We start from the raw sequence: 15,505 nt of genomic DNA, 5'->3' as shown, positions 1-15,505 counted from the left end.
GCTCCAGCTTGGTTGGGGAATGGACTTAGACGACAGTCAGGGTCTGCTCAAGGCCCGCGCCTCCGACGTCGAGGGTGATACGCAAGGGGCTGCCCTTCAGTTCATCGGCATTGCGCGCACCGTGCACGGGGAGCCGCGCCCTCAGCCCCTCGTCGCGCCACACAGGGGTTGCAAAGAAATGCATGGCCTTTCCTTCCACGAAAATGTCCGTTACGGCGGCGGCGAGCGTCACGTCGAGATAGACCTGCCCTGCGTCTTCGCCTGCCGCCAGGGCCGTGACCAGCGGCGTGGGCGCAGGTTGCGGCACCCTTGCCTCCCATGCAGCGAGCAGGCCCGCATCACGGGTCGCCTGTCCCACGGGTTGCAGGATGAGGTTCTCCTTCACCGGCACGGGGATGCATACGGTCTCGCACACCCCCACAAAGGCGGAGAGTGCCGCTTCCACAGGCGATGCCCCGTCGCGCGGAACCATCGCCCAGGGGAAGACCACCTCTTCCTTGTAGCCGATGGTTTCACCGCTGCCGCCGACCATGCGGTGCGGCAGCGGGCAATCAAAACTGAAGTGCGCGATGTTGCTGCCGGCGGCCTCCACCATCGGGGGAATGCCGCCTTCGCCGGGCACACGCCAATAGGTTTTCCAGCCGGGGTCCATGGTGAGGTGAAGTCCGCCACGATAGGCCGTTCCATCAAATCCCGCCGAGAAGAGGCGGGCCGTGAACGGCTTGGGTGTGGTCCACGCGGGAGTGGCGACTGCCGACAGGGATGCGGCGAAAAAGAGGCGGCGGGTGAGGAGCGGAACCTTCATGCAGTCAAGTTAGCCCGCGGTTTGCGGCGGGGCCAGTCATCAACGCGTTACAACTGCGTCATCACATCCCGCCGCTCCACCCCCGCCTTTTCTTTGCGGAATGGAGGGGGCCGCACTATCTTTGCGTCATGAGCCATTTCACAAGCCTGGCCGGAAAGCTGCTGATCGCCATGCCGAGCATCAGCGACGAGAATTTCGAGCGCTCGGTTGTCTTCCTGTGCGCCCACAGCGAACAGGGTGCCATGGGCTTCGTCGTCAACAAACCGGCGCCGCTCACAGTGTTCTCGGACCTGCTGGAGAAAACTGATCTTGCCGGGCGGCTTGAAGACGTGCCGGAGGATGTGATGCGCATTCCCATCCGGCTCGGCGGACCCGTGGAAACATTCCGAGGCTTCGTGTTGCACACGCCCGACTATCCGGCGGATGACTCGAGCCTCTTGGTGGGAAAGGACTACGTCGTCTCCGCCACGCTCAACGTGCTGACCGACATTGCGAACGGCAAGGGTCCGGAGCGGCGCCTGATCGCCCTCGGTTACGCGGGCTGGGCGCCGGGGCAGCTTGAAAATGAAATCCTGCACAATGGCTGGCTGCACTGCGAACCGGATGCGGACCTTGTGTTCGAAGCCAATCTGGATGTGACCCATGAGCGGGCGCTGGCCAAGCTCGGTATTGATCCCCGCATGCTCTCCAGCGAGGCCGGCCACGGCTGACGTGTCCCTTCCCCCCTCACTTGCGGCGCTTGCGGGCCTTCGTCTTCACCTTGACCTTGATCTTCTTGCGCGGCTGCGGCTTCACCTTGAGCTTGGGCTTCGGAGCGGCGGTGGCAATGCCACGCACAGATGGTGGTGCCGGCGGCATGTCGAAAATCGACGGCAACTCTTCCGGCTCCGGGTCCGGCTCGTAGTCCGCCGTCTCCTCGAACATGCCTTCATCCATCACGGGAGGTTCAAACATCTCCTCCTCGGTGCGGCGCGGGCGCGGCGCGATGGGGGCGTGGCCCGGTGGCGGTGACAGGAGTTGATCTTCCACCGCTTCCGCCTCGTCCTGCCCAGGATCATATCCTTGCGGCAGGGGCGCATGAACGCGTGGCAGAACGGTGAGCAGCGCCTCGACGTCGCGGGCGCGCAATGGCTCGCTGAAGTGATAGCCCTGCCCCAGGTCGCAGCCCAGCGCGAGAAGCCGCGAGGCCTGCGCCTCCGTCTCAATCCCTTCCGCCACCACCAGCATGCCGAGACCGTGGGCCAGAGCCACCACCGTATCGAGGATGACGCCACCCCGCCCTTCCATGGCCTCGGCGACAAGGAAGGAGCGGTCGATCTTCAGCGTGTCGAATGGCAGATCGCGCAGGCTGGCGAGGCTGGAGAAGCCCGTGCCGAAATCATCGCAGGCGACGCCCACGCCCAGGGCCTGCAGGCGCTGGAGGAATTGCCGGGCGCGATCCGGGTAGCGCATGGCGACGGACTCGGTGATCTCGATCTTCACGGTGTTGGGCCGCACACCCTCGCGCGCCACCAGTGCGCGCAGGTGATCCACGAAGGAGAGGTCGTTCAGTTCGTCGGCGGAGAGATTGATGGCGACGTAGATGGGGCGCTCGCGGGTGAGAACGCGCTGCCAAATGCCCATCTGGCGCATGGCCTCGCCCATCACAACGCGGGTGATGTCGGGCAGCAAACCCGCCTGCTCGGCTAGCCCCAGGAACTTTGCCGGCGAAAGCAGGCCCTGCGTGGGATGGTTCCATCGCGTCAGCGCTTCCAGCCCGGCCACGTCGCGTGTTTCGAGATTGACGATGGGTTGGTAGCGCACTTCGATTTCGCCGCTGTCGATGGCGTGACGAAGTTCATGCTCCAAATCGAGCCGCGCGCTGCGCTCGTCTTCAAAGCCTTCTTCGAATTCGCGGATGCCCGCCTTGCCGTGCTTCTGGATCTCGTGCAGCGCCGCTGCCGCCTGGGCCTGCAACGTGTCGGCGGAGTAGCCTTCGGAGCTGGCGCGGGAGATGCCGATGACGGCGGAGAGGAAGACGTTGCGCTCGCTCAATGAGACGGGCGCTGCGATGGTGCGGCGAATTTCCTCCGCCATCACCATGGCATCGCGGCCATCAATGGTTTCCACATGCATGACCGCGAACTGGCTGCCGGTGAGCCGAGAGGCGGACTCATCGTCCTGCAGGCAGGCGGCGATCCGTTGCCCGGCGATCATCAGCAGCTGATCGCCGAGGTCGTGGCCGAGGCCATCATTCAAGGTCTTGAAGCGCTCCAGCGAGACCAGCAGCACACGCACGGGCCTTCCCAGCGGCTTTTCGATTTCGCGCGACAGCCGGTCGGCGAAGATGGCGCGGCTCGGAAGGCCCGTCACCGGATCATGCACCGCGTCGGTGATCAGCCTGTCTTCCACCACCTTGGTGCGGGTGATGTCGGTCAGCGTGCCAATGACGCGGTCGGCAAGCCGGTTTGCGCCCTGCAAGGCGCGCACGCGCAAGGCAAACCAGCGTTCGGCCCCAGAGGCTTCGCGCAGGCGCAGTTCGACCTCATGCACATGACCCGGCTGCAGCCGGCGGTTGGAGAGGAGCGCCTGATAGACGGGTTCGTCTTCCGGATTGAGGATGGCGCGAAACGCGGCGGCAGGCGATTTCTGCCAGGTGGCTGGATCATAGCCCAGCGCCACGGCGAGGTCGGGGCCCACGTCGAGGCGGTCTTCATTGGGCCGCCAATCCCAAACGAAATGTTCTGCTCCTGCAAGCGCCAGGCTGCGGCGGCTGGAGTCGGTGAGGAGAGGCTTGGCGAGGAAGCCTTGCGAGAAGGCAAAGCTCACCAGCGTGAAGGTCATCAGGGCCAGCACCAGTGCCAGCGAACTTACCAGCATCAGGTGCTGCGCCGATCGCGCATCCTCGCCCAGCGCGAAGACGGCGGCGACGACGGTCCAACTTGTGAGGGCGGCCCAGAAGATGAGGCCCTGGCGCACCACGCCAACCGGGTTCTTGCGTACAATGAATGCGGTGACGAGCCCCGCCACGGCGAGGACGGCGAATGCGAGGCGCGAGGAGAGCGTTGCCTTCAGCGGGTCAAACAGGCCGTACCCCACGTTCGCCAGCGCCAGCAGGAGAATGCTGACGACGCCGAGTGCCGCGAGGATGCCGCGCTGCCGCAACGCATTGAAGGAGACAACGCAGAGCGCCACGGTGAACATCATGAAGCCCTCGACCAGGGCGCGCAGCATGTCGAACGGCATGCCCCTGATCGGCAGGCGTGGCAGCAGGCGGACGAGGTAGCCGCTTTCCAGCGCCATGAAGCCCGCCGCCGCCACGGCAAACAGCGCGGCTGCAATGAAGGCCCCATGCATGCGAATGCCGTAGAGCGCCAGCATGCCAAAGGCGAGGAACAGAGCCATGGCAATGACACCGCCGTTGACGACGGACAGCGTCGTCTCGTGGGTGCTGAAGGCATCGAGCGTCATGATCTGCACGGATTGGCCAGGTGCTCCGCCTTCGAGCGCCAGGGTGACATTGGCCATGGGCTTGATGCGGAAGCTGGCGGCGACGCCGGATTGGGCGATTGCGCGTTCCAGCGTATCCTGTCCGCTGGAGAGGACGACGCCGTCCGGCCTTTCACCGAAGGCCTTGAGATGGAATAGCCCCGAGCCTGCAAAGCGTTGTTCGTCCACCAGCAGGATGATCTTGCGCTCGGTCGGTGAGGCGTTGCGGATGTTGAAGATGGTCCAGGTATAATCCGGCCCCGGTCCGCGCGCGCGCAATTCCAGCACGGCGCGTGCACCCTCGCTGTCGCCGGGCACCTCGATGGCCAGATTGGGCCGTTGTGCCGCGATGGGCGTGCCACGTCCGGTGAGGTCGATGGCGGTGAAGGTGGCGGGAATATCCGTCACTTCCTGGGCGCGCGCCACCACGGAGAAGAGCACGCAAAAGCACAGGCACAGGGCCGCCAAGCCCCGTCCCACCCCTCGTGCCAGCACCCCGCGAATCATGGCGCCAATGTAGCGCCAACGCGGGATGGTTGCGCAGGCGAAATCCTTCGGGGATGACCAGAACACTCAGCCGGCCGGGCCGCCATCAGGGGCCGATTTTTGCGTAGAGCAAATGGTCTTCCCACCGCCCCGCGATTTGCAGATACGAACGTGCGTAGCCTTCGCGCTCGAAGCCCACCTTCTCCAGCAAACGGATGGAGGCTGTATTGCGCGGCAGGCAGGCGGCTTCCACCCGGTGCAGCGCCAGGGTGGAGAAGCAATGGGGCAGGAGCAGCGAGAGGGCGCGGCTCATGTAGCCAGAGCGGGCATAGGGCTGGCCGATCCAGTATCCCAGCGTCGCCGTGTGGGCGACGCCGCGGCGCACGTTGGAGAGCGTTGCCGCCCCGACGAAATTGCCGCCGGAGAAGATGAAATAGGGATAGCAGAGGTCTTCGTTGCGCAATTGCCGGTAGCGGCGGATGCGGATGCGGAAGGCTGCGGGGGACAGTTCATCCGACGGCCACACAGGCTCCCACGGCTCCAGGAAATCGCGGCTGCGGGCGCGAAGACCGGACCACGCTTCGAAATCATCCGGAACCGGAAAGCGCAGGCTGACGCCCTGCCCGGACAGCGTCGCAATATCTGACGTGCGGCGGAAACTGTCGAGCAAACCCATGGGGAACTTGCCCTCAGCCCTTCTTGAAGCGGGCGGCGATCTTGTTGTGGCTTTCCAGCGCGGACAATTGCCCCACCGCACTCAGTGAGGGCGGCTTGCCGGAGAAAATGCTGTGGGCGAGCGCCTTCACATCTTCAGGCGTGACGGCGCTGATCCGTTCCACCAGCGTCGACATTTCCGGCACGCTTCCGAAGGCGAGATACTGGCGGGCGACCTGATCGGCGCGCGACGAGGCGCTTTCGAGATTCATGACAAGGCTCGCCTTGAGCTGGGCCTTGGCACGGTCCACTTCCTTCACCGTCACTTCTTCCCCCATGGACATCATGACCTTGGAAGTGACTTCAATGAGGTCAGAGGTGTGTTCCGGCGAGGTTGCTGCATAGACGCCAAGCTGGCCCACGTCTTCGTAGGACGTGCCATAGGAGAAAACGCTGTAGCAGAGGCCGCGCTTCTCGCGCACCTCCTGGAACAGGCGTGATGACATGCCCCCGCCGAGGATCGCCGACAGGACCTGCATCTGGTAGATGCGCGGGTCGCGATAGTTGGGAGCGCTGAAGTTGAGGACGATGTGCGTCTGGTCCAGCGGCTTCTGTTCGGTTGCGGCACCGGCAGAGAACACGGGCGAGTGGCGCTGCGGCCCGTGGCCTTGCCCGAGGTGGCCAAAGTGCTTCGCGGTTTCGCGGGCGAAAGCCTTGTGATCAATGTTGCCCGCAGCGCAGACAACGATGCGCGAGGCCCAGTAGTTGCGGTCGCGCCAGGCTGTCATCTGGTCGCGCGTCATGGTCTCGATGAGGCTCGCCGGGCCGAGGATGGAGCGGCCCAGGGGATGGTCGCCGTAGCAGGCGGATTGGGCGAGATCGAAGACGAGGTCGTCGGGCTGGTCCTTGGCGGCGGCGATCTCCTGCAGGATGACGTCGCGCTCGCGTTCCAGCTCGTTTTCATCGAGCGTTGAATTGAGGAAGATGTCGGAGAGGATGTCGAGGGCGAGCTGCCAGTCGTTCTTCAGCACGCGGGCGTAATAGGTGGTGGTTTCCATGCCGGTGGCGGCGTTGATTTCACCTCCGGCACTCTCGATTTCTTCGGCGATGCCCTGCGCCGTGCGCCGCTTCGTGCCCTTGAAGGCCATGTGCTCGAGGAAATGGGCGATGCCGTTTTCCTCCGGCAACTCGTCGCGGGCGCCCGCCTTCACCCAGATGCCAAGCGCCACCGTTTCCAGGTGTGGCATGGTGTGAGTCACCACGTGCAGGCCGTTCTCCAGCCGCGACACTTCAACAGACATAGACCCTCCCCTCACAGCGGGGCGCGGGCCTTGATGTGGTCCTTCACCGCTTCCACGCTGTTGGGAAGCACTGTGAAACTTTCTTGCGCCGTCATCAAGTGTTCAAATCGTTGGGGTAAACCGGGCCTTAGCCCGACGGCCGCCTGCACCGCGTCAGGGAACTTGGCGGGGTGGGCGGTGGCCAGCGAAACCATGGGGGCCGCCCCCTGGTTCTGGCGCGCCACGGCGACGGCAACGGCCGTGTGCGGGTCCAGCACCTCGCCCGTCTCTTCCAGAATGGTGCGCATCATGGCAGCGGTTTCCGCCTCGCCGCTTGCGCCGGAATCGAATTCGTCGCGGATCGATTGCAGCGCATCCGAGGCCAGGCTGAAGGCGCCGGACTGCTTGAGGCCGTCCATGGCGCGGAGCACCGCCTGCGCGTCCCGGTTGTTGGCGAGATAGACGAGGCGCTCGAAATTGCTGGAGACCTGAATGTCCATGGAGGGACTCATGGTCGCGTGCACGCCCTTCACCTCGTAGCGGCCGGATTTCACGGTGCGGTCGAGGATGTCGTTGGCGTTGGTGGCGATCACCAGGCGGTCGATCGGCAGTCCCATGCGCTTTGCCATCAGCCCGGCGAAGACATTGCCGAAATTGCCCGTGGGCACGGTGAAGGAGATGGCGCGATCGGGGGCGCCAAGGGCGAGGCCTGCATAGATGTAGTAGGAAATCTGGGCCATGACGCGGACCCAGTTGATGGAGTTGACGCCGGCGAGGCGGATGCCGTCGCGGAAGCCATGGTCGTTGAAGAGCGCCTTCACGATGGACTGGCAGTCGTCGAAGGTGCCTTCGAGCGCGATGTTGTGGACATGCGGCGCATGGACGGTCGTCATCTGGCGGCGCTGCACGTCGGAGACGCGACCGTGCGGATGCAGGATGTAGATCGATGCGTTGCGGCTGTGGCGGAAGGCTTCGATGGCCGCACCACCGGTATCGCCCGATGTTGCGCCGACAATGGTGGCGCGGGTGCCGGAGCGTTCCAGCGACCAATCCATCAGGCGGGCCAGCAACTGCATGGCCACGTCCTTGAAGGCAATGGTGGGGCCGTGAAACAGTTCCAGCAGGAAGTGGTTGGAGTCGAGTTGCTTCAGCGGTGTCACCGCCTTGTGGGCGAAGGTGGCATAAGCCTCGTCCACCATGCGGCGGAGTTCGCGCTCGGGGATGGCGCCATCGGCAAAGCGGCTCGCCACGGCGAAGGCCACATCGGCGAAGGGCTTGCCGCGCAGCTCCTTCAGTTCAACGACGGAAAGGACCGGCACCTGATCCGGCACATAAAGGCCCCCATCCCGGGCCAACCCGGAAATCATGGCATCCTCGAAAGAGAGGACAGGAGCGGAACCACGGGTCGAGACGTATTTCATCACGGCACTTTCAAATGCGGAGCCACCCCCTCCGGCCTTGGGCCACCTCCCCCGCAAGCTGGGTGGGGGCAGACCGTTTACGCTCCCCCAACGTGTTGGAGGAGCTGCCCGGAGGGCTGAGGGGGTTCCCGGATGGCAGGGCATTAATGGGGTGCCCGCGCGACTTCAAGGTTTGTTACGTCCCCTCAGGAACACGCCCGCCACCACAACCAGCGCAGCTGCAAGGCCGAACCAGGTGATGGCGTAACCGAGGTGGTTGTTGCGGAGGTCGGATTTCGGGGGATCGACGCGCAGGCCTTCCGTGGCCGGGGTGGCCGGCAGGAGATGGAGGACGAGCGGCGTTGCGGGCGGGCGACCAAGGGCCGCGGCCTGCATGGCCGGGACATCCCACCAGTACCATTGGTTCGCGGCGGGATTGTTGTCGGCATCGAAGGCGGCACGCGCGCCGTGCCGGCGCAGGATGCCCGAAAGCTGCACTGGTCCAGCAGCGGCGGGCACCTCCTGGGCATCTCCCGCCACGCCGCGCGCCACCAGCAGACTTTGACCCTCGGTGGAGGTGAAGCCCTGCACGATCATCCAGCCCGCGCCACCGGGGGCGGCGGTCAGCAGGCGCAAGGATTTTTCTCCGAACGTGCCTGCAACTGCAACCTTGGTGAAATCGGGATCGGACCGCGCCAGTGCCTCTGCAAGACTGACGGGTTCAGCCGCCAGCGCCTGGTCGATGGCCGCGATCAGCCCCTCTTTCCACGCCAGACGCTGCACCTGCCAGATGCCGAGCGACAGCAGGATGGCGAGGCCGACGCCTGCCGCCAGCAGAACGGGCCAGGCGCGCGGACGGGCCGTGGTCATCGGTCGATCTGTCCTTCGTGGGCGTTGGTCTTCCATTGCTGGGCCAGCAGCATGCCCTTCACGGGCCGCAACATCAGCACGGGCAGGATGATCAGCACCGGAATGGCGATCAGCACATGTACCCACCAGGCGGGATGGTAGGCCACCTCGATGCCGAGGATCGAGCCCACGCCCACGACGCAGGCAAAGAGCATCACGAACCAGGCGGCGCCGTCGCCGGCGTCGGCAAAGGAAAAGTCCAGCCCGCAGGAGGTGCAGGACTTGGCGACCTTGAGATAGCCGGTGAAGAACCTGCCACGGCCGCAGCGCGGGCAGGTGCCGGCGAGGCCTGATTTCACGGGGGAGATGTCGGGGTAATAATTTTCGGTCATGCGCGCTTTCCAAACGAAAAATGGCCGGGAGACCCGGCCATTTCAAGGTATTTGCCCTGCGGCTTATTCGGCGGGGATGACCGCGCCGATCGAGCCCCAGATGTAGATGCAGGCGAAGAGGAACAGCCAGACCACGTCCACGAAGTGCCAGTACCAGGCGGCGGCTTCGAAGCCGAAGTGCTGCTGGGGCGTGAAGTGGCCCTTGAGCGCGCGGAACAGGCAGACGATGAGGAAGATCGTTCCGACGATCACGTGGAAGCCATGGAAGCCCGTGGCCATGAAGAAGGTCGAGCCATAGATGTTGCCACCGTGGGCGCGGCTGAAGGCGAAGGCGGCGTGGCCGTATTCATAGGCCTGCACGCAGGTGAAGAGCAGACCCAGCACGATCGTGAGGATGAGGCCGTTGATCAGACCCTTGCGGTCGTTTTGCAGGAGGGCGTGGTGGGCCCACGTCACCGTCGTGCCCGAGGTGAGCAGGATCAGCGTGTTGATCAGCGGCAGGTGCCACGGATCGAAGATCCTGGTGGCTTCGCCGCCGACGGGTGCGGGCGGCCAGACGCCGCCGGTTGCCGCCACGCGGGCCGCCTGCTGGGCTTCACCCGCGAACAGGCTGGCATCGAAGTAGGCCCAGAACCAGGCCACGAAGAACATCACTTCCGAGGCGATGAACAGCAGCATGCCGTAGCGCAGATGCAGCGACACGACGGGCGTGTGGTCGCCCTTGTGGGCTTCGATGATGATGTCACGCCACCACATGAACATGGTGTAGAGCACCAGCGCCAGGCCGATGAGGGCGACGATGGGGGTGCTGCCGTGCATCCAGACAATGGCGCCGATGGCGAGGATCAGCGCCGACATGGACCCCACGAAGGGCCACGGCGACGGATCGACGAGATGATAGTCATGGTTCTTGGCATGGGCGTCGGCCATGGGTCGCTCCTTAATTGGTCGAAAGGGCCGCCTGGTCATTGGCGGTCTTCTTGGTTGGATAGAAGGTGTAGGACAGGGTGATCTCGCGGATGTTGCGGGCGTCGGCGTCCTTCAGCATCGCGGGATCGACGAAAAACTGAACGGGCATTTCGGCGCGGGCGCCAGCCTTCAGCGTTTGCTCGGTGAAGCAGAAGCATTCGATCTTGTTGAAGTAGGCGCCGGCTTCAGGCGGCGTCACGTTGAAGATGGCGGTTCCCGTGATTTCCGCCGCGGTGGTGTTGACGGCCACATATTTCGCAAGCACCGGTTCGCCGAGGCGGACGTTGAGGGTGCCTTGTGCGGGATGGAAGGTCCAGCCCATGTCCTTTTCCACATTGGCGTCGAAGCGCACGGAAACGGTGGCATCGGCCGCTTGCGGAGCGGCGCTGGCGCGTTGCGTCGTTCCGTTGAAGCCCGTTGCTTCGCAGAACAGGCGGTAGAGGGGGACGGAGGCGAAGGCGAGGCCGAGCATGGCTGCGGCCACGCCGGCCGCAATGCCGGCGACGCGTCTGTTGCGGCGGTTCATGTCAGGCGCGGTGCTCATGACGCACCTCCCGGCATGTTGCCGCCCAGGCGGACCAGCGTGCTGATGAAGAAAATGGCGATCAGCGCCAGCAGCGCCAGCGCCATCACGATGGAGCGGCGGCGGCGGCGGGCCATGTCTTCGGGCGAGAAGGGCTTCAAGGGCTCAGCCATCACAGCAGCCCCCCGATCACGGGCAGGCTGAGCAGTCTTTCCGCGAGAATGAGGGCGAAGAGCACGAAGAGCCAGAGGATGGAGAAGCCGAACAGCTTCTTGCAGGCCTTGTCCTCGGCCTCGCGGGTGGCGGCACGATAGACGGTGACGGCGTCGAAGAGGAACTTCGCCGTGAGCAGCACAGCGCCTGCGGCGTAGAGATAGCCGGCCGTGCCCGTGAGCACGGGAGCGGCCGCGGTCGGCACCAGCAGCAGCGAATAGAACAGGATCTGCTTCTTGGTCTCGTGGCGGCCCGCCACGTTGGGCAGCATGGGCACGCCGGCCTTTTCGTAGTCGCCCTCGCGGAACAGGGCCAATGCCCAGAAGTGCGGCGGCGTCCACATGAAGATGAGCAGGAAGAGTGCGATGGCGCCCGGATCAATCGTCCCCGTGACGGCCGTCCAGGCGATCATCGGCGGGAAGGCACCCGCAGCGCCGCCGATCACGATGTTCTGCGCGGTGCGGCGCTTGAGGCCCATGGTGTAGACGACGACATAGAAGAAGATCGTGAAGGCCAGCAGCAGTGCCGAGGCCACATTCACGAACAGGCCGAGCATGAGAACCGCAGCGGCGGAGAGGGCAAGGCCGTAGCCCAGCGCTTCACCCGGCGCGATGGCCCCAGACGGGATGGGTCGCTTGGCCGTGCGCTTCATCACCGCGTCGATGTCGGCATCATACCACATGTTGAGGGCGCCCGAGGCGCCGCCGCCAAGGGCGATGCAGAGAATGGTGACAAAGCCGAGCCAGGGATGGAGTTCCCCCGGGGCCGCGAACAGGCCCACGACCGCCGTGAAGACGACAAGCGACATCACCCGCGGCTTCAAGAGCGCGATGTAGTCGCCAGCCGTCCCCTGACCGCCATTGGCGGCCAGGGTGGAAGCGGTATGGGCCGTACCCGATGCCATATCCGGAACCGCCCAGCCTTACTTGATGACCGGCAGGGTGGAGAACTGGTGGAACGGCGGCGGGGACGAGAGTGTCCATTCCAGCGTCGTTGCGCCTTCACCCCAGGGATTGTCGGCGGCCTTCTGCTTGCGCATGAAGGCGTTGATGACACCATAGAGGAAGATCAGGATGCCGAAGGCCGAGATGTAGGAACCGATCGACGACACAAAGTTCCAGCCGGCGAAAACTTCCGGATAGTCGATGTAGCGGCGCGGCATGCCGGCGAGGCCGAGGAAGTGCTGCGGGAAGAACACCAGGTTCACGCCGACGAAGGTGACCCAGAAGTGCAGCTTGGCGATGAAGTCGGAGTACATGTAACCGAAAATCTTCGGGAACCAGTAGTACCAACCCGCGAAGATGGCGAAGGTGGCGCCGAGCGACATGGTGTAGTGGAAGTGGGCCACCACGTAGTAGGTATCGTGCAGCGAACGGTCAGCACCGGCGTTGGCCAGCACCACGCCCGTCACACCGCCCACGGTGAACAGGAAGATGAAGCCGATGGCCCAGACCATGGGCGCCTTGAACTCGATGGAGCCGCCCCACATGGTGGCGATCCACGAGAAGATCTTCACGCCGGTGGGCACGGCGATGATCATCGTCGCGGCCACGAAGTAGGCCTGCGTGTCGGCGTCCAGACCCACGGTATACATGTGGTGGGCCCAGACGATGAAGCCGACGACGCCGATTGCCACCATGGCGTAGGCCATGCCGAGATAGCCGAACACCGGCTTCTTGGAGAAGGTGGAGACGATGTGGCTGACGATGCCGAAGCCGGGCAGAATCAGGATGTACACTTCCGGATGTCCGAAGAACCAGAAGAGGTGCTGGTAGAGCACGGGGTCACCGCCCTGCGAGGCTTCGAAGAACGAGGTTCCGAAGTTGCGGTCGGTGAGCAGCATGGTGATGGCGCCCGCGAGAACCGGCAGCGAAAGGAGCAGCAGGAACACGGTGACAAGCACGGCCCAGACGAAGAGCGGCATCTTGTGCAGTGTCATGCCGGGGGCGCGCATGTTGAAGATGGTGGTGATGAAGTTGATGGCGCCGAGGATCGAGGAGGCGCCCGCGATGTGGAGCGACAGGATGGCGAAGTCCACGGCAGGTCCCGGATGGGCAGACGTGGAGAGCGGCGCATAGACCGTCCAGCCCGTGCCCGCGCCGTGCATGCCGGCGGGACCTTCGACGAAGAGCGAGATCAGCAGCAGCGTGAAGGAGGGAACAAGGAGCCAGAAGGAGATGTTGTTCATGCGCGGGAAGGCCATGTCGGGAGCACCGATCATGAGGGGCACAAACCAGTTGCCGAAACCGCCGATCATGGCGGGCATGATCATGAAGAACACCATGATCAGGCCGTGGGCCGTCACGAAGGCGTTGAACATGTGCTTGCCGTTGTCCACGGCCGAGGCCGCGTCAACGCCATAGACCATCTGGGCGAGGCCGTGGAAAATCTGGATTCCCGGCTCCTGCAGTTCCATGCGCATGAAGACGGACAGGATGCCGCCGATACAGCCAGCCATGATGGAGAACCACAGGTACATCGTGCCGATGTCCTTGTGGTTGGTGGAATAGACGTAACGGCGCCAGCCCGAAGGGTCGGCGTGGTGATCGTCATGAGCGGCGTGCGCGGTTGCCATTTGTTTTCTAGCCTCTCGGAAAAATGAATATCAGTTGGTGGCCAGCTGGCCCTTGGCCTGCAGCATGGCGAACAGGAAGTCGCGGGCCTCTTCCACGCTCGCCGTCTGCACCTTTTCGGTCCAGGCCTTGTAGTCGGCCTCGGAGACGACGTGCAGTTCGATCGGCATGAAGGCGTGGTCCTTGCCGCAAAGCTCGGAGCACTGGCCGTAGTAGGTGCCTTCCTTCTCGGCGCGGAACCAGTCTTCGTTCAGGCGGCCGGGAATGGCGTCGATCTTCATGCCGAAGGACGGGATGGTCCAGGCATGGATGATGCCGGCGGGATCGGCGGTGATGATCATCTTCACCGTCTTGTTGACGGGAACGACCACGGGAACGTCCGTTGCCAGCAGGTAAGGCTTGTTGGCGGCCTTGGCGTCGGCTTCCGGCAGCAGCGAGGCGGTGAAGCTCACCTTGGGTTCGCCGCCCTCGTCCACGCCGAGGTCGGGATACTGGTAGGTCCAGTTCCAGCCGGGGTTGCCGATGGCCTTGATGGTGATGTCGGCCTGGGGAATGTCACGCTGGAAATAGAGGAGGCGGAAGGAGGGAATGGCAATCGCCACGAGAATGAGGACCGGGATCACCGTCCACGCCACTTCGAGAACCGCATTGTGGGTCGTCTTCGACGGCACCGGGTTGGCCTTGGCGTTGAACTTCACCATCACGATGATGAGCAGCGCCAGGACGAACAGGGCGATGATGACCGTGATCGGCACCAGCAGGTAGTTGTGGAAGAAATGGATGCTTTCCGCCACGGGCGTGACTGCGTCCTGGAAACCGATCTGCCAGGGTTCGGCATGGCCGGCGGCGGCCTGCGCCAAGGTTGGCGCTGCGGCAAGCGCAAGCAGCGTCAGTGCGAATTTCGCAGTCTTCATCATTTCAAATGTGCCCTCACATGGATCCCGGGTTTGGAGCGTCTCGATCAAGCGAAAACAATCCGTCCCGAAAGCGGTTTGATCTAGATCAACCACATTCCCTTGGCTGCGGCAACAGGACCGGGCGCGGCAAAACGTCATTCACGGCGGGGACTTGATCGCAGGCCGGATTTCTGCCGCATTTGCACCGGAAAGCCGCCGTTTCCGGCAGCCTCAAGGCAGCTTGCCAGCCCCAACCGCCGGGGCTAAGAGCGCCCCCTGTATCTGATAAAGGACCGTTTTACGTGAGAATCACCCGAGTATTCGCGCTGGCCGCACTGGCCTCCTCCCTGATGATCCTCCCCCACGCGAATCAGGCCGTGGCGCAGGACGATCCTGCCGCCCAGCCGGATGCGGGAAAGAGCGACGGGCAGCCACTGCCGCCGGCGGGCCTCGGTCCCCGCAAGAACGCTCCTCCGGCACAGGCCGGCAAGCGCCCGATGCCCAAGGTTGAGAACATCGGCACCTTCGGCGCCTGGGGGGTGCAATGCGCCGAGGCTCCGGCCGATCCTGCCGATGCCGGCGGTGCTGCTCCCGGCAAGGCCTGCGGCATGACCCAGCAGGCCAAGAGCGACAAGAATGCCAAGGTCGGCCTCTCGGTGATCGTCAACAAGGTAAAGCGCGGCGACAAGTCGGCGCTCTTCATGCGCATCATGACGCCTGTGGGCGTCTACCTTCCTACCGGCATTCCGGTGGAGATCGATGGCACGGCGCTGCCGTCGCGCCTCGTGTTCACCCGCTGCCTGCCGCCCATCTGCGAAGCCATGGGTGAAATGTCGGCCGATACGCTGGGCAAGTTCAAGAAGGGCGGCAAGTCCACCTTCTATCTCTACGACCGCCCCGGCAACGGCTTCCCCATCAACATCTCGCTTGAAGGTTTCGGCGCGGCGCTCGCCGAACTCGACAAGCACTAATTCATCTGCTCCGCTCATTTCCGAAC

Annotated in this window: 15 protein-coding genes; 2 read left to right on the top strand and 13 right to left on the bottom strand. The window is 64.2% G+C overall.

The window, feature by feature from the left end; genetic code table 11:
- Nucleotides 1-25: 25 nt before the first annotated feature.
- Nucleotides 26-805, bottom strand: a complete 780-nt coding sequence (locus IPM06_10460; protein MBK8770839.1) for a hypothetical protein — start codon at nucleotides 803-805, stop codon at nucleotides 26-28.
- 128 nt (nucleotides 806-933) lie between these two features.
- Here IPM06_10460 and IPM06_10455 point away from each other — a divergent pair, with 128 nt between their 5' ends.
- Entirely contained in the window at nucleotides 934-1,515 is a 582-nt protein-coding gene (locus tag IPM06_10455) for a YqgE/AlgH family protein (protein MBK8770838.1), read from the top strand.
- Between the two features lie 16 nt (nucleotides 1,516-1,531).
- On the opposite strand, the gene IPM06_10450 is transcribed toward IPM06_10455, so the two are convergent.
- The 12 genes from IPM06_10450 to coxB form a co-directional block, all read right to left on the bottom strand.
- Nucleotides 1,532-4,846 (bottom strand): EAL domain-containing protein, encoded by a 3,315-nt coding sequence (locus IPM06_10450; protein ID MBK8770837.1) that lies wholly within the window; start codon nucleotides 4,844-4,846, stop codon nucleotides 1,532-1,534.
- A gap of 19 nt (nucleotides 4,847-4,865) precedes the next feature.
- Complete coding sequence (locus IPM06_10445) at nucleotides 4,866-5,435, bottom strand: GNAT family N-acetyltransferase (GenBank protein ID MBK8770836.1); 570 nt, start codon at nucleotides 5,433-5,435, stop codon at nucleotides 4,866-4,868.
- Nucleotides 5,436-5,448: 13 nt separating this feature from the next.
- Nucleotides 5,449-6,714: an insulinase family protein gene (locus IPM06_10440; GenBank protein MBK8770835.1), complete on the bottom strand. Its 1,266-nt coding sequence runs from the start codon at nucleotides 6,712-6,714 to the stop codon at nucleotides 5,449-5,451.
- Between the two features lie 11 nt (nucleotides 6,715-6,725).
- Nucleotides 6,726-8,114, bottom strand: coding sequence for a threonine synthase (locus tag IPM06_10435; GenBank protein ID MBK8770834.1), 1,389 nt, complete (start codon nucleotides 8,112-8,114; stop codon nucleotides 6,726-6,728).
- A gap of 165 nt (nucleotides 8,115-8,279) precedes the next feature.
- Complete coding sequence (locus IPM06_10430) at nucleotides 8,280-8,963, bottom strand: SURF1 family protein (protein MBK8770833.1); 684 nt, start codon at nucleotides 8,961-8,963, stop codon at nucleotides 8,280-8,282.
- Entirely contained in the window at nucleotides 8,960-9,334 is a 375-nt protein-coding gene (locus tag IPM06_10425) for a DUF983 domain-containing protein (GenBank protein ID MBK8770832.1), read from the bottom strand. The genes IPM06_10430 and IPM06_10425 overlap by 4 nt, the downstream gene beginning before the upstream one ends.
- A 63-nt stretch (nucleotides 9,335-9,397) precedes the next feature.
- Entirely contained in the window at nucleotides 9,398-10,264 is an 867-nt protein-coding gene (locus IPM06_10420) for a cytochrome c oxidase subunit 3 (protein MBK8770831.1), read from the bottom strand.
- 10 nt (nucleotides 10,265-10,274) lie between these two features.
- On the bottom strand, nucleotides 10,275-10,847 hold the full coding sequence (locus IPM06_10415) for a cytochrome c oxidase assembly protein (protein MBK8770830.1): 573 nt from the start codon (nucleotides 10,845-10,847) through the stop codon (nucleotides 10,275-10,277).
- Complete coding sequence (locus tag IPM06_10410; GenBank protein MBK8770829.1) at nucleotides 10,844-10,999, bottom strand: hypothetical protein; 156 nt, start codon at nucleotides 10,997-10,999, stop codon at nucleotides 10,844-10,846. Before IPM06_10410 ends, IPM06_10415 begins: the two co-directional genes overlap by 4 nt.
- Nucleotides 10,999-11,943 (bottom strand): protoheme IX farnesyltransferase, encoded by a 945-nt coding sequence (locus tag IPM06_10405; protein ID MBK8770828.1) that lies wholly within the window; start codon nucleotides 11,941-11,943, stop codon nucleotides 10,999-11,001. Before IPM06_10405 ends, IPM06_10410 begins: the two co-directional genes overlap by 1 nt.
- Before the next feature lie 18 nt (nucleotides 11,944-11,961).
- Nucleotides 11,962-13,614, bottom strand: coding sequence for a cytochrome c oxidase subunit I (ctaD, locus tag IPM06_10400; GenBank protein ID MBK8770827.1), 1,653 nt, complete (start codon nucleotides 13,612-13,614; stop codon nucleotides 11,962-11,964).
- A 30-nt stretch (nucleotides 13,615-13,644) separates the two neighbouring features.
- On the bottom strand, nucleotides 13,645-14,526 hold the full coding sequence (coxB, locus tag IPM06_10395) for a cytochrome c oxidase subunit II (protein MBK8770826.1): 882 nt from the start codon (nucleotides 14,524-14,526) through the stop codon (nucleotides 13,645-13,647).
- A gap of 284 nt (nucleotides 14,527-14,810) precedes the next feature.
- Here coxB and IPM06_10390 point away from each other — a divergent pair, with 284 nt between their 5' ends.
- On the top strand, nucleotides 14,811-15,479 hold the full coding sequence (locus IPM06_10390) for an invasion associated locus B family protein (GenBank protein ID MBK8770825.1): 669 nt from the start codon (nucleotides 14,811-14,813) through the stop codon (nucleotides 15,477-15,479).
- Nucleotides 15,480-15,505: the final 26 nt, after the last annotated feature.

It is taken from the genome of Hyphomicrobiales bacterium, from assembly GCA_016710435.1.
Lineage (GTDB): Bacteria > Pseudomonadota > Alphaproteobacteria > Rhizobiales > Aestuariivirgaceae > Aestuariivirga.
The sequence above is the reverse complement of the archived record's forward strand: the minus strand, read 5'-3'. Positions and strand labels throughout refer to the sequence as shown.

Coding starts and splice junctions, on each gene's coding strand:
- IPM06_10460 (MBK8770839.1), bottom strand. CDS start 805: ATGAAGGTTCCGCTCCTCACCCGCCGCCTCTTTTTCGCCGCATCCCTG.
- IPM06_10455 (MBK8770838.1), top strand. CDS start 934: ATGAGCCATTTCACAAGCCTGGCCGGAAAGCTGCTGATCGCCATGCCG.
- IPM06_10445 (MBK8770836.1), bottom strand. CDS start 5,435: ATGGGTTTGCTCGACAGTTTCCGCCGCACGTCAGATATTGCGACGCTG.
- IPM06_10440 (MBK8770835.1), bottom strand. CDS start 6,714: ATGTCTGTTGAAGTGTCGCGGCTGGAGAACGGCCTGCACGTGGTGACT.
- IPM06_10435 (MBK8770834.1), bottom strand. CDS start 8,114: ATGAAATACGTCTCGACCCGTGGTTCCGCTCCTGTCCTCTCTTTCGAG.
- IPM06_10430 (MBK8770833.1), bottom strand. CDS start 8,963: ATGACCACGGCCCGTCCGCGCGCCTGGCCCGTTCTGCTGGCGGCAGGC.
- IPM06_10425 (MBK8770832.1), bottom strand. CDS start 9,334: ATGACCGAAAATTATTACCCCGACATCTCCCCCGTGAAATCAGGCCTC.
- IPM06_10420 (MBK8770831.1), bottom strand. CDS start 10,264: ATGGCCGACGCCCATGCCAAGAACCATGACTATCATCTCGTCGATCCG.
- IPM06_10415 (MBK8770830.1), bottom strand. CDS start 10,847: ATGAGCACCGCGCCTGACATGAACCGCCGCAACAGACGCGTCGCCGGC.
- IPM06_10410 (MBK8770829.1), bottom strand. CDS start 10,999: ATGGCTGAGCCCTTGAAGCCCTTCTCGCCCGAAGACATGGCCCGCCGC.
- IPM06_10405 (MBK8770828.1), bottom strand. CDS start 11,943: ATGGCATCGGGTACGGCCCATACCGCTTCCACCCTGGCCGCCAATGGC.
- ctaD (MBK8770827.1), bottom strand. CDS start 13,614: ATGGCAACCGCGCACGCCGCTCATGACGATCACCACGCCGACCCTTCG.
- coxB (MBK8770826.1), bottom strand. CDS start 14,526: ATGAAGACTGCGAAATTCGCACTGACGCTGCTTGCGCTTGCCGCAGCG.